The sequence below is a fragment of the Kitasatospora sp. NPDC089509 genome, from assembly GCF_044749365.1.
GTDB lineage: Bacteria > Actinomycetota > Actinomycetes > Streptomycetales > Streptomycetaceae > Kitasatospora.
Genome location: NZ_JBIVHS010000001.1, coordinates 174725 through 187888, shown reverse-complemented (window position 1 = coordinate 187888; position 13164 = coordinate 174725). Strand labels below are relative to the sequence as shown.

Sequence of the window (13164 nt, the reverse complement as noted above, 5' to 3'; positions counted from 1 at the left end):
CGCCGCCCGCGCCGCCCGCGACGGGCATCCGGTCATGCCCGGTCGTGCCCGGCCCGCAGGCTCAACACCGCGCCGACCAGCAGCAGTCCGACCAGGGCGAGCAGCGGGACGTCCCAGGAGCCGGTGCCGCCGTGCAGCAGGGCGACCAGCGCGGGGCCGAGCGCTGAGATCAGGTAGCCGACGCCCTGGGCCATGGTGGACAGCGCGGCGACGTGGTCCTGGTCGGCGCCCCGGCGGGTGAACAGCACCCCGGCCAGCGCCTGTCCGCCGCCCATGCCGATGCCGAGGATCCCGGCCCAGACCGGCGCCCCGGCGGCTGGCGCGAGCAGCACCCCGAGCAGGCCGAGCACGCAGACCACCACCACGCCCAGGATGTGCGGGCGCTGGTCGCGGCGGGCGGCGGCCAGGGTGGGGGCGAGGAAGCCGCCGACGGCGACGCCGAGGATCAGCACGGCCTGGTCGGTGCCGGCGGTGGTCCGGCTCAGACCGGCGTCGACCAGGATGGTGGGGAACCAGGCCAGCGTGGCGTAGAAGACCAGGGTCTGGATGCCGAAGTAGGCGGTCAGGCTCCAGGCCAGCGCCGTCCGGGCGACCGGGCGGCGGGCCGCCGGGGCGGAGGCCGGGGCCGGGGCCGGCCGCGCGACCCGCAGCTGCGGGGCCGTGCCCGCCGCCGCGAGCACCGCCGGGACCACGGCCAGCGCGATCGCGGCCTCCCGGGACCAGGCACTCGCCACCGGCGCGACCAGTGCGGCGACCAGCGCCGAGCCGCCCCCCATCGACAGCGCGTAGACGCCCATCATGGTGCCGATCCGCCGGGGGGCGAACCGCTTCCGGACGAACACCGGGATCAGCACATTGACCACCGCCACCGCGGCGGCGACCAGCGCCGTGCCCGCGTACAGCCCGGGCATCCCCGCCGTCCGCAGCACGGCGCCGCCGACCAGCAGCACGCTCGCCCAGAACAGCCCCCGCTCCTCGCCGATCCGGCGCCGGGCCAGCGCGCCCAGCGGGGCGAACAGGCCCATGCAGAGCGGGGGTATCAGGGCGAGCACGGTGACGGTGCCGGCGCCCCACCCGGCGACCGGGGCGAGCGGGCCGATCTGGCCGAAGGCGACCCGGCTGTTGAGGCTGACCAGGACGAAGCCGAGGACCAGCAGCGCACCCGAGGCGGGCAGGGTGCGGTGCGACGGCGACGGCGGGGCCGAAATCGGGGTCGGGGTCGGTGGGGTGGTGCTGACCGTTGCGGCGGTCGTCGGTGGCATGGGCGGGCGCACCCTTCGTATCGTCGTACCCTCTGGAAAGTTAGGCTTGCCTAAGCGTTCTCGCTCAAGTGCGCTTGAGCGCAAGCCCGGGGAGGGGCAGGGGATGACGGAACTCCAGACGACGGGACTCCAGACGACGGAACTCCACTCGATCAGCGAGGTCGCGGCGGCCTTCGGGCTCTCGGTTCCCGCGCTGCGCTACTACGAGGAGTGCGGCCTGCTCGCCCCCACCGCCCGCCGCGGCCGGGTCCGCTACTACGACCGGCAGGCCCTGGAACGCCTCGCCCTGGTCCAGCTCTGGCACGTGGACGGGATGATCCCGGTCGCCGGGACCACCGCCGTACTGGCCAGCGAGCAGGCCGCCGACCGCAAGGCCCTGCTGCACGCCCAGCGCGCCGGGATGCTCGACCGGGCCCGCCGGCTGGAGCACGCCGCGGCCGTGCTGACCCACATGCTCAACTGCGAGCGCGACGACCCGCTCGGCTGCCCGACCACCCTCGCCCACATCCACGCCCGGGTGGACGCCGCCCTCACCGGCGAACCGCTCGACGACGGCTTCCTGCCGGTCCGGACGTCCGACGGACAGCCCCTGCGGCCCCGGGAGGCGCCGGGCCCGGCCACCGCCGATACTGGGGCGGCAACCCAGGGCGGCCCCGGCGACCGGTAACGGCCGCAGCCCGGCGCCGCCGAACCCGAGGAGCGCGCCGTGACCGGACCCTCCGTACCCGAGCCCGCCACCGGCCCCGTCGTGGTCGGCTTCGACGGCTCCACCGAGAGCCTCGCCGCCACCGAGTGGGCCGCCCACGAGGCGCAGCGCCGCGGCGTCCCGCTCGAAGTCCTGGAGGCCTGGCCCGCCCCGAAACGGGACACGGCCGTCAGCGACCAGGCCCACCAGCGCGCCCTGGCCCACCTCGCCGAGCGCGAGTCCGCGCTGCGCGCCCTGGTGCCCGACCTACCGGTCGGCTCCGCCCCGGTGAGCGCCGACCCGGTCGAGGCCCTGGAGGCCGCCTCGCACCGCGCCGCCCTGCTGGTGCTCGGCTCGCGCGGCCTGGGCACCCTGCGCGGCTTCCTGGTCGGCTCGGTCAGCCAGGAGGTGCTGCGCCGCTCCGCCTGTCCGGTGGTGCTGGTCCGCGCCGGGCAGGACGAACCGGCCGGCCCGGTCACCGTCGGCATCGACCTGGCCCACCCCGCCGACGACGTGCTGGCCTTCGCCTTCCGGGCCGCCGCCCTGCGCTCGGCGCCGCTGCGCGTGGTCCACGTCTGGTCCCCGCCGGCCGGCAGCGAGTACATGGCCTACGGCGCCATCGGCGGGCTGGAGGGTGAGCTCTCCAGCGTGGAGTGGGACGGCCTCGCCGAGGCCCTGGACCCCTGGAGGGCCCACCACCCGGAGGTCCAGGTGACCGCCGACCTGGTCCGCGGCAAGCCCGCCGTCGAACTCGTCGAGGCGGCCGCGAGCGCCTCCCTGCTGGTGGTCGGCCGCCGGCTGCGGCACCTGCCGCTGCGCCACCACCACCTGGGCCCGGTCGCCCACGCCGCGATCCACCACGTGCACTGCCCGGTCGCGGTCGTCCCGTACGGCTGACGGCCCCGGCCCGCGCGGCGGCCGCCCGACGGGACCGGCGCCCTCGCCCGGCCGCCAGGGGGAAGCGGCCGGACGGGAGCGCCGGAGTTCGGCGGGGTGCGGTCAGCAGGTGCCGGCCGGGCGCTCGCGCACCACCAGGTCGGTGCGGCCCGGCGTGGCGTCCGCCCAGAGCACCCGGGTGCCGCGGTCGGCCACCGGCATGTACTGGCCGCCCCGGTTGCAGGAGAGGCGTTCCGGGGTGCCGCCGTCGATCGGGAGCTGCCAGAGCTTCGGCAGGTCGCTGTTGACGACGTGCCGGCCCTTCGGCCAGGTGAAGGCGTAGCCGAAGGTGACGGCCTTCTCCGAGGCGGTCAGCTCGTTGATCTGGCGCGGCTCGGTGGTGCTGCCGGTCAGCAGGTCGGTCACGTCCGAGCCGTCGAGGGCGGCGGAGCGGATCGAGGTGCCGCGGCTCCCGTCGAGCGGCGTCTCCAGCCAGAGCAGCCGGTCCGCGGTCAGCAGCACGTGGTCGGCCCTGAGCCCGGTACCCGCGGTAGCAACGGTGCCGCCGGTGCCGCCGGTGCCGCCCGCGACGTACTGGGCGACGACCTTGCCCGCGGAGAGCGAGTAGACGGTGGGCGCGTAGACGGTGTGCCCGCCCTCCTGCCACCGCTCCGTCCAGGCGAGCAGGTCGCCGCGCAGCGAGACGCCCTCGCCGTGGTGGCCGTCCGGCAGCGCGATCGGCGCGGCCTGCGCGCCGTTCACCGAGAGCCACGGCTGGTGCACGCCGGTGCGGTAGTCGTACGCCTGGAAGGCGACGTTCCCGCCGGACACCCGGACGCCCTGGACCAGCCGGCCACTGCTGCTGTAGACGGTGTTCGTGGCGCCGCCGTCCAGCGGGCGCGTCAGCACGCTCATCTCCGGCGGGCCGCCGACGGCCGCGCCCTGGGCGATCCAGGCCGCGAGGGTGCCGTCGGTGGCGGGCCCGTAGTGCGAGCGCTTGTCGTCGGCCGGGCTGAGCCGGACCGGCTCGGCGTTGCGGCCGAGGGTTCCGGTGACGACGCCGGTCGGGCCACTGGCCATCACCCAGCGGCCGTCGACGACGTCCGGCCGGCTCTGGCTGCCGTCGGTGAGCGACCGCATCAGGCTCCGGCTGTCCATGCCGATCCGGTGTTCCCAGCCCTCCTTGATCCCGTGCGCGTCGAACGCGGCGGTCACCGCGTGGAGTTGGGCCCGGGTGAGGCCGAGCGAGCGGCCGGCGGCGAGCACCGCGTTGCGGGTGTCGACGAAGGTGTCCAGCGGGGTGAGGTACTCGGAGAGCGCCCGGTAGACCAGTCGGTCGGCGAGCAGCGGGTCCAGGGTGCGCCGGATGTCCCAGAGCGCGCCGCTCATGATCGCCGAGTTGTCGTGCGAGCCGTCGGCGAAGCCCGCCGGGAAGCCGACGTAATCCTTCAGGGTGCTGCGGCCGGTGTCCAGGCGGCGCGTCGCGCAGGCCTCCTGGGTGCCGGTGCGGCAGAGGCTCTCGCCGAGCAGGGGGGCGCGCGGGTCGGTCATCGGGATGTCGAGTGCGGTGTCCTCGACGGCGTTGCCGAAGTAGTCGGCGAGGGCCTCGTTGAGGGCGTCGGGCTGGTCCCGGTCGGCGAGCTTGGCGGTGTACTGGACGACGCCGTGCGTCATCTCGTGGCCGGCCACGTCGAGCGCCACGGCGAACGGGTAGTACTTGTCGTCGCCGCTCCCGTACGTCATCCGCCCGGCGTTCCAGTAGGCGTTCGTCAGGCCCTTGCCCCCGCTGGTCACGTTCACCACGGCGTCGATCGGGCCGCCGTTGCCGTCGATCCCGTTGCGGCCGAGCCGGTCGCGGTAGAAGTCGTAGACGGCGGCGGCGTTGCGCTGCGCCTCGGCGGCGCCGGTGGCGGCGAGCGAGTCCGGGAAGTCCGGGGTCGGCGAGCTGACCGGGTGGAGGTTGCCGGGCAGTCGGCCGGGCAGGTCCATCTCGTCCCGGCCGCCGGCGTCGTAGACGGTCAGGACGCTCGGGCGGGTGAGGTCGATCAGTTGGTAGGTCCCGTCCGGCAGCCGGGCGATGTTCACCTTGACCCGGTTGCCGTGGACGTCCGGCGCGGTGCCGACGGCGGGTTCGAGCCCGGCAGTGGGCGCGGGCGCGGCGGGTGCGGCCGCGGGGGTCTGCGGGGTGTCCGCGACCCCGGTGGTCTCGGCGAGGGCGACCGCGCCGGTGGTGGCGTCCAGGTAGACCTTGCGGGCCTTGCCGTCCCAGACCGTCCGGTCGGTGCCGCGCACCGTGAAGTGCCGGGCCAGTCGGCCGGCCCCGCCGGGCAGCACGACCAGTCCGCCGTCCTCGGCGGTGGCCCCCGTGCGGGCCGGGCCGTCCTCGACCGAGGCGAGCGCGAGGCCGCGCAGCGCCTCGTCCGGGACGGTCTGGGCGGTCGGGGCGGTCAGGCCGGTGAAGTACTTGCCGCCGACCGACTCGACGCGCTGGGCGTCGCCCTCCCCGGCCAGGTGGACCAGGTACGCGGCGCCGAGGACCGGCACACCGCCGTGCCGCTGCTCGAAGCGGACGGTGCGACGGCCGTCCGACGAGCGCTGCACGCCGGTCGCGACGAGCTCCGCCGGGTCGACCCCGTACCGGTCCCGGTGGGCGGCGAGGTGGGCGCGAGCCGCCTCGGCGGGGTCGGCGCCGGGAGCCGACTCGTCGACGCCGGTGACCAGTTGGGGCGCGGCGGTGTCCGTACCGGCGACCAGGCGGGGCACGGGGTCGGCCTCGGCCGTCAGCTCCCCGGGCGGTCCGGCGAACGCCGGCGGTACGCCGACGCCGAGGCCCAGCACGACGGCCACGGCGGCGCCGAGCAGCTTGGGCGTACGGGAACGGTGGTGCACTGCGGGTCCTCCCTCGGGAAAACGGGGGGTCCGGTCGTACGCCGGACCACACGGGTGCGGCGGGCTCCCACCCCACGACTCGTCCGTTCTCCGGAGCCGGCCGCCCGCCATGCGACGACCATAGGCCACTTCTCTGCATATGTCGATAGACTGAATATGTAGTTCGACCGACCCACGGGCCGCGACCGACGGCGCCCCCCGGCACACCGGGGCCCACAGGGCCCACGGAGGGTCAGCCCAGGAGCTTCGCCAGCACCCGGTCGAGCGCGCGGAGGTCCTCCGGCGGCAGCGCGAGCAGGGCCTCCGGCGGGGTGGTGAGGATCCCGGTGGCCAGCGCCGCCTTCGCCTCGCCCTCCTCGGTGAGGTGGACCAATTTGGAGCGCCGGTCGGCGGGGTTGGTGATCCGCTCGGCGAGGCCGCGCCGCACCAGGTCGTCGACGATCACGGTGGTGTACGGCGGATCGCAGGTCAGGCGTTCGGCCAGTTCCCGCAGGGTGAGCGGGCCGCCGGCGAGGCGGCGCAGGGCCTTGACCCGACCGAAGCTCATGCCGAGGGCGTCGGAGACGGCCTTGCGGCGGTTGTGGCGCTCCAGCACGAGGGCGCTCATGCCCTGCCAGACCCGGCCCGCCGTCTCCGGGTCGACCCCGCGCCCCTCCGGGTGTCCGCCGCCGAGAGAACGCTCCATCAGACGTCCACCCTCTCCTTCGCCGTCCTGGTCCCTTCGCCGATCTCCTCGGCGGCGAGCCGGGCCGCCGCGCGCTCGGCCGTCGCCCGGGCCCAGCGGCCGGAAGTGAGCGTACCGGCGACCAGCACCACGGCCCCGCAGCCGGCGATGATCCACCAGGCCGTCCGCGCCGCCCCGACGAAGGCCGCCGGATCCGCGTGGGCCGCGCCGGCCATCAGGGCGCCGATCACGGCCACGCCCAGCGACTGGCCGACCTGTCGGCTGGTGGAGGCGACGGCCGCCGCCACGCCCGCCTGCGCGCGCGGCATCCCGGACACGGCGGTGTTCGTGATCGGCGCGTTGACCAGGCCGAATCCGATGCCGAAGAGCAGGAACGCGAGGACCAGCAGGCCGGCCGGCAGGTGCTCGGAGTAGCCGACCGCCTGGAGCACGGCGCTCGCGCTCAGGGCCGTCCCGGCCAGCAGCAGCGGCACGCGCGGCCCCCGGGCGGCCACCATCCGGCCGGACAGCGGCCCGGTCACCAGCGCCATGACGGCCATCGGCAGCATGTACAGCCCCGCGTGCAGCGGTTCGAGCTTCCGGACGTCCTGGAGGTAGAGGGAGCTGACGAACAGGAAGCCGCCGAGTCCGGCGAAGGCGGCGACCGCGATCACGGTGGCGCCCGCGAACGGCGCGGAGCGGAAGAACCGCAGGTCGATCAGCGGGTCGGTGCGCCGGGGCTCGTAGCGGAGCAGGCCCAGCAGCGCGACCACGGCCGCCGCCGCGCAACCGAGCACCACCGGCGAGGTCCAGCCGAGCTGCGGCGACTCGATGATCGCGTAGGTGAGCCCGGCGAGCAGCACCACGACCAGCAGCTGACCGACCGGGTCCACCCGGCGCGGCCGGGCCGCCCGCGACTCCGGGACGTACCGGCCGGTCAGGAAGAGCGCGGCGAGGCCGACCGGGACGTTGATCCAGAAGATCGCGCGCCAGCCGGCCGACTCCACCAGCGCCCCGCCGATGATCGGACCGGCGGCCATGCTGATGCCCACGACACCGCCCCAGACGCCTATCGCGCGGGCGCGCTGGCGGGAGTCGGTGAAGGTGTTGCTGATGATCGACATGGCGACGGGGTTGAGCATCGATCCGCCGACCGCCTGGAGCATCCGGGCCGCGATCAGCCAGCCGAGCCCGGGGGCCAGGCTGCACAGCAGGGAGGCCGCGCTGAACACCACCAGCCCGATCCGGAACACCCGGCGCCGCCCGATCCGGTCGGCGGTCGAGCCGGACAGCATCAGCAGGCTGGCCAGCACCAGGGTGTAGGCGTCGACCGTCCACTGCAGCCCGGACACCGAGGTGTGCAGGTCGCTCCGGATGGCGGGCAGGGCCACGTTCAGGATGGTGACGTCGAGGCTGACCATCAGCAGGCTCAGGCAGCAGATGGCGAGGACGAGCCACGGCCGTGGCCGGGCGGCATCGGGCATGGGGGCACTCCCGGAGTTAATTGTGTTGTTGTCATCATTGTGCACCTACAACTAATCGGGTGACAACACTCCGCGGCGGGGACGGACCGCACCCGTGCCCTGACCAGGCACGTCCGGACACGCCCTCCTCCTCCCGGCGAACTCCCGATATAACGGGGCCGAAGGGAACCGAGGAGGAGGCGTCGGCATGCAGGCGAGGAAACCGCAGGAGACCACCGGGCCGTCCCCGCGCGAGGCGGGTCCGACCCGGCGGACCGCCGCCCGGGTGGGGCCGGAGGCCGGAGTCGGGACCCCGCGGTCCGCCACCGACCTGCAGCGCACCGTCGGCAACGCGGCGACCGGCCGGGCGCTCCAACGGGTGGCGGGCGGTCCGGGCGGCGGCGCGGTGGTGCAGCGGGCGCTGACCGAGAGCAACGTGCTGGCCAAGACGGAGGCCGGCAGGTTCGACGGTCGGAGCGTCGCACCGGGCGGACGGGCCGCCGACCTCCAGGACATCGTGTGGCAGGAGCACTGGGACGCCATCTCGGCGGTGTGCAAGAAGCACAAGTACACCATCGCCGTCCGGGAGACCGGGGAGTACTCGATCCGGCGGATCGCCGAGGGGGCCAAGGCCAAGCCGCACACCATCCTGGAGAAGTCGATCAAGCCGGGCTCGGTCGAGAAGAAGTACGGCACCGGCCCCGGGCAGGTCCAGGGCGACCCGGCGGCCATCCTGAGCTGGCTGGACGCCAACGACCTGAGCGGCTTCGTCGGCCACTGGGGCGCCCAGGGCCTGACCGGGGTGCGGATCGACAACCCGCCCCCGGCCGTGCCCGCCGGGATCGTGCGGACGGGCGCCGACGGCGAGCAGTACGTGCCGCTCGACATGGACGCGCCGGGCGGCGGGCCGGCGATGGTCACCCTGAAGACCGACCCGCAGTGGAAGAAGTACCTCTACACCGGGGACTACGACCTGCACGAGGTGTACTCCGCCCAGGGCGGCGGGGGCGGCCAGATCCCGGAGGCCACCCAGGAGAAGGCCAAGCTGCTGAACCGGCTCAACGCCGGGATCGCCGACAACTCCCGGGAGCAGGTCACCCGTAGCGGCAGCGTGGCCCTGGAGCACGGCCGGCTGCACACCCGGGCCGGCTCCGACTACGCCATGTTCCAGCACGGCGACCAGGCCACCTACCGGATGAACCAGTACCTGGAGTCGGAGGTGGCCCGGCACGCGACCCAGCTGGTCCGGGCCGTGGCCACCGAGGCCGACGAGCCGCTGGCCTGGTGCCGGATGGGCCAGTGGTACGTGACCAGGAACCGCGCGGAGCACGCGGTTCTGCGGGCCAAGTGGAAGCTGGCGACGCCCCACACCTGGGACGCCGCGGAAGTGGACCGCACCGCCGAGGGCGGCTACCGCACGACCCGCTACACGGCCTGAGCCACCGCCGCCGGAGCCCCGAGGCCCCCCTGACCGCAGCGCGGTCAGGGGGGCCTCTTACGATCGGTTCGCATTCCTCGACGGACCGACGCCCACCCTGCGGACGGCCCGTCGACCGACGCCCGGCACGACACGACGGCCCCACCGACGGCGATGGGGCCGTGCACCGAGGAGGAACCTCCATGCAAGCCCGGAAGATCGGGGCGGCCGCCGCGACAGCGGTGGCGCTTCTGGCCGCCCGTGACCTCATGCAGAAGAAGCACGCCCTGCTGCGGAACTTCCCGGTGCTCGGGCACGCCCGGTACCTGCTGGAGACGATCGGGCCGGAGCTGCGGCAGTACATCGTGACCTCCAACGAGGAGGAGCGCCCGTTCAGCCGCGACCAGCGCACCTGGATCTACGCCTCGGCGAAGGAGCAGAACAACTACTTCGGCTTCGGGACGGAGGTCGACGCCGCGCACGTCCAGGGGCACGCCTACGTCAAGCAGCGCACCTTCGCCGGCGCCCTGCCCGACGCCCACGACCCGCAGGCCCCGCTGCCCTCGGCCAAGGTGCTGGGCGGTCCGCGCGGGCGCGCCAAGGCGTTCCGGCCCGCCAGCGTGGTGAACATCTCGGCGATGAGCTTCGGCTCGCTCTCCGGCGCGGCCATCACGGCGCTCAACAAGGGCGCGGCGGAGGCCGGCACCCTGCACAACACCGGCGAGGGCGGCCTCTCGCCGTACCACCGCCAGGGCGGCGACCTGGTGCTCCAGCTCGGCACCTCGTACTTCGGCTGCCGCAACGAGGACGGCACCTTCAACCTGGACAAGCTCAAGGAGGTCGTCGCCGGGGCGCCGGTCCGGGCGATCGAGATCAAGCTCTCCCAGGGCGCCAAGCCCGGGCTGGGCGGGATGCTGCCGGGCGCCAAGGTGACCCCCGAGATCGCCGCGATCCGCGGCATCCCGGTCGGCCAGGACTGCGCCTCGCCGTCCCGGCACTCGGCGTTCGACGACGTCGACTCGATGCTGGACTTCGTCGAGCTGATCGCGGCCGAGACCGGCCTGCCGGTCGGGGTCAAGAGCGCGGTGGGCGAGCTGGGCTTCTGGCAGGACCTGGCCCGGCTGATGGCGCGCGGCGACCGGGGCGTCGACTTCGTGACGGTCGACGGCGGCGAGGGCGGCACCGGCGCGGCGCCGCGGATGTTCGCCGACTCGGTGTCGCTGCCGTTCCGGATGGGCTTCTCCCGGGTCTACGGCACCTTCGCCGAGCTGGGGCTGACCGACGAGCTGACCTTCATCGGCTCGGGCAAGCTCGGCCTGCCCGAGAACGCCGCGGTCGCCTTCGCGCTGGGCGTCGACATGATCAACGTGGCCCGCGAGGCGATGCTGTCGATCGGCTGCATCCAGGCGCAGAAGTGCCACACCGACAAGTGCCCCACCGGCATAGCCACCCAGAACCCGTGGCTGGCCCGCGGTCTCGACCCGGCCTCCAAGTCCACCCGGGCCGCCGTCTACCTGCGCACCCTGCGCAAGGAGCTGCTGAAGGTCTCGTCGGCGGTCGGCGTCGCCCACCCGGGCCTGATCACGGCGGACGACATCGAGATCATGAACGGCGACTACGAGGCCCGCACGCTGGGCGGCGTGTACGGCTACAAGGACGGCTGGGGCGAGCTCGGTCCGGAGCTCGCCGCCGGCATCACCGCCCTGATGACGGGCCGGCCGACCGCCTGACCCACCCGGCCCCGCCGATCGCGGCCTTCCGTGCCTCAGGCGCGGAAGGCCGCGATCAGTTTGTCGGTGAGCCGGTCCAGGTGGTCCGGGGCGGTCGGGGTGTGGACGACCGCGAGGCGCCAGTAGAGCGGGCCGGCCAGCAGGTCGAGCGCGAGCCCGCGGTCCACGTCGGCGGGGAGTTCGCCACGGTCGACCGCCCGCTCCAGGAGCTCGACGGCCTTGCCCCGCCGGGTGTCGCGGACGGCGGTGAACAGCGCCTCGGCCAGTTCGGGGGTGCGGTGCCCCTCGGCGATCAGGTCCGGGATGATCCGGGCCGGGAGCGGTTGGCGCAGCGCCGCGTCGACCTCGGTGAGGAAGGCGAGCACGTCGCCGCGCAGCGTCCCGGTGTCGGCGGGCCCGGAGGCGTCGACCGCGACGGCGGTGACCAGGTCGACGGTCATCTCCAGCTTGGAGGCCCAGCGGCGGTAGATGGCCGCCTTGCCCGCGCCGGCCCGCTTGGCCACCGCTTCCAGGGACAGCCGGGCGTAGCCGGTGGCCGCCAGTTCCTCGAAGAAGGCGGCGGCGATCGCCGCGGTCACCGAGTCCTGGAGCACCGGCCCGCCGGGGAGCCGGCGCCCGGACGGGCGGTCGGGGGCGGGGGTCGGCGGCGGGGTCGACGGCGAGGTCGGCGGCGGGGGCGCGGAAGAGCTGGGCATGCCCCGAACCTACCTCAGACGGAACGCTTGCGTCTCGACTGGACGAGGTCTATCGTCGAACCCAAGACGAGACGGAACGGTTCCGTCTCGACAAATGGTCTGGGGTGCACCATGCGATTCCTGTACGAGGACGAGTCGTTCTCCTTCGAGGCGCTGCGCGCGGCCGGCTTCGCCAACGACGGCGGCGCCGACCTGGGCGAGGTCCTGACCACCCTCCGCAGCATCCCCGAGGGCGACGAGGACGCCTGGCTGCGCCAGTGGCGGCGGACCGCGCAGCGCGTCCACGCCATCGGCACCGACGCCCTGACCGCCGGCCACCGGGTCAGTGCCCGCGAGGCCCTGCTGCGCGCCTCGAACTACTACCGCACCGCCGAGTTCTACCGCCGCGACGACCCCGCCAACGACCCCGAGGCCAAGGCGCTCTCGGCGGCCTCCCGGGAGACCTTCGCCACCGCCGCGGGCCTGCTGGACACCCCCGTCGAGGCCGTCCGCATCCCGTACCAGGACACCACCCTGCCCGGCTACCTCTTCCTGGTCGACGACTCCGGCCTCCCCCGGCCGACCCTGGTCTTCACCAGCGGCTTCGACTCCACCCTGGAGGAGGCCTGGTTCGTCGTCGGCGCGGCCGCGCTGCGCCGCGGCTACAACGTGCTGGCCTACGACGGCCCGGGCCAGGGCGCCGCGCTGCGCGAGCAGGGCCTGTTCTTCCGCCCGGACTGGGAGGCCGTGGTCACCCCGGTGGTCGACTACGCGCTCACCCGGCCCGAGATCGACCCCGACCGGATCGCCCTGCTCGGCTACAGCCTCGGCGGCTACCTCACCGCCCGCGCCGCCGCCCACGAGCACCGGCTGGCCGCGCTGGTCCTGGACGACGGCCTGTACGACTACCACGACGCCCACGCCCGCATGATGCCGCCGTTCCTGCGGGAGTGGATCGAGGCCGGGCGCGACGACCTCTCCGAGCCCGTACTGGCCCTGCTGATGCAGGTGAGCACCCAGCTCCGCTGGGCGCTGCGCAACGGGGTGTGGACCTTCGGCGCCGCGTCGGCGTCGGACTACATCCGCCGGACCGTCGACTACACCCTGGAGGGCGTCGCCGGGCTCATCGAGTGCCCCACCCTGATCCTGGAGGCCGAGGACGACCAGTTCTTCCACGGCCAGCCGCAACTCGTCGAGGCCGCGCTCACCTGCCCCCGCACCCTGGTCACCCTCCCCGAGGCCGAGGGCGCCGGCGAGCACTGCCACATGGGGGCCATGGCACGGTTCCAGCAGGTCGCCTTCGACTGGCTGGACGACACGCTCACCCCGAAGGCCTGAGCCACCGCCGGCCGCCGGTCTCCACCCGCCTCCATCCCCGGGTGGAGACCGGCAAGCTCCACCCGCGCGCCTATGACACGGCGTCAGCCCACGGACCAGGCTGGGGCGGACACGCCTGAGTGCGGCCCCGCCCGGGGCCGCGCGGGCGGACGCGGAGGAGCGACGG

At 74.5% G+C, this 13164-nt stretch carries 10 protein-coding genes; 5 read left to right on the top strand and 5 right to left on the bottom strand.

Translation table 11 applies throughout. The features are described 5' to 3' along the window. Positions 1-32: 32 nt before the first annotated feature. Entirely contained in the window at positions 33-1262 is a 1230-nt protein-coding gene (locus ACIP4P_RS00660) for a CynX/NimT family MFS transporter (protein WP_400913266.1), read from the bottom strand. Between the two features lie 103 nt (positions 1263-1365). On the opposite strand from ACIP4P_RS00660, the gene ACIP4P_RS00655 reads away from it, so the two are divergent. Further along, on the top strand, positions 1366-1929 hold the full coding sequence (locus tag ACIP4P_RS00655; RefSeq protein ID WP_400913264.1) for a MerR family transcriptional regulator: 564 nt from the start codon (positions 1366-1368) through the stop codon (positions 1927-1929). A 39-nt stretch (positions 1930-1968) separates the two neighbouring features. Further along, positions 1969-2844, top strand: coding sequence for a universal stress protein (locus tag ACIP4P_RS00650; RefSeq protein ID WP_400913261.1), 876 nt, complete (start codon positions 1969-1971; stop codon positions 2842-2844). A gap of 102 nt (positions 2845-2946) precedes the next feature. Here ACIP4P_RS00650 and ACIP4P_RS00645 read toward each other — a convergent pair whose 3' ends face one another. The 3 genes from ACIP4P_RS00645 to ACIP4P_RS00635 all read right to left on the bottom strand — a co-directional run bounded on the left by ACIP4P_RS00645 (position 2947) and on the right by ACIP4P_RS00635 (position 7860). After that, on the bottom strand, positions 2947-5712 hold the full coding sequence (locus ACIP4P_RS00645; RefSeq protein WP_400913259.1) for a M4 family metallopeptidase: 2766 nt from the start codon (positions 5710-5712) through the stop codon (positions 2947-2949). 232 nt (positions 5713-5944) lie between these two features. Beyond that, a complete protein-coding gene (locus tag ACIP4P_RS00640; protein ID WP_400913257.1) occupies positions 5945-6397 on the bottom strand; it encodes a MarR family winged helix-turn-helix transcriptional regulator in 453 nt (150 codons plus the stop codon). Then, positions 6397-7860, bottom strand: a complete 1464-nt coding sequence (locus ACIP4P_RS00635) for an MFS transporter (RefSeq protein ID WP_400913255.1) — start codon at positions 7858-7860, stop codon at positions 6397-6399. The genes ACIP4P_RS00640 and ACIP4P_RS00635 overlap by 1 nt, the downstream gene beginning before the upstream one ends. A 187-nt stretch (positions 7861-8047) precedes the next feature. Here ACIP4P_RS00635 and ACIP4P_RS00630 point away from each other — a divergent pair, with 187 nt between their 5' ends. Together ACIP4P_RS00630 and ACIP4P_RS00625 are read left to right on the top strand one after the other, a co-directional pair. Further along, positions 8048-9277: a hypothetical protein gene (locus ACIP4P_RS00630; RefSeq protein ID WP_400913252.1), complete on the top strand. Its 1230-nt coding sequence runs from the start codon at positions 8048-8050 to the stop codon at positions 9275-9277. Between the two features lie 182 nt (positions 9278-9459). Further along, entirely contained in the window at positions 9460-10986 is a 1527-nt protein-coding gene (locus tag ACIP4P_RS00625; protein WP_400913250.1) for an FMN-binding glutamate synthase family protein, read from the top strand. 35 nt (positions 10987-11021) lie between these two features. Here the strand turns inward: ACIP4P_RS00625 and ACIP4P_RS00620 are convergent, their stop codons facing one another. Further along, positions 11022-11681, bottom strand: coding sequence for a TetR-like C-terminal domain-containing protein (locus tag ACIP4P_RS00620; RefSeq protein ID WP_400913248.1), 660 nt, complete (start codon positions 11679-11681; stop codon positions 11022-11024). Between the two features lie 111 nt (positions 11682-11792). On the opposite strand from ACIP4P_RS00620, the gene ACIP4P_RS00615 reads away from it, so the two are divergent. Then, positions 11793-12998, top strand: a complete 1206-nt coding sequence (locus ACIP4P_RS00615) for an alpha/beta hydrolase family protein (RefSeq protein ID WP_400913246.1) — start codon at positions 11793-11795, stop codon at positions 12996-12998. The last annotated feature ends 166 nt before the right edge of the window (positions 12999-13164 follow it).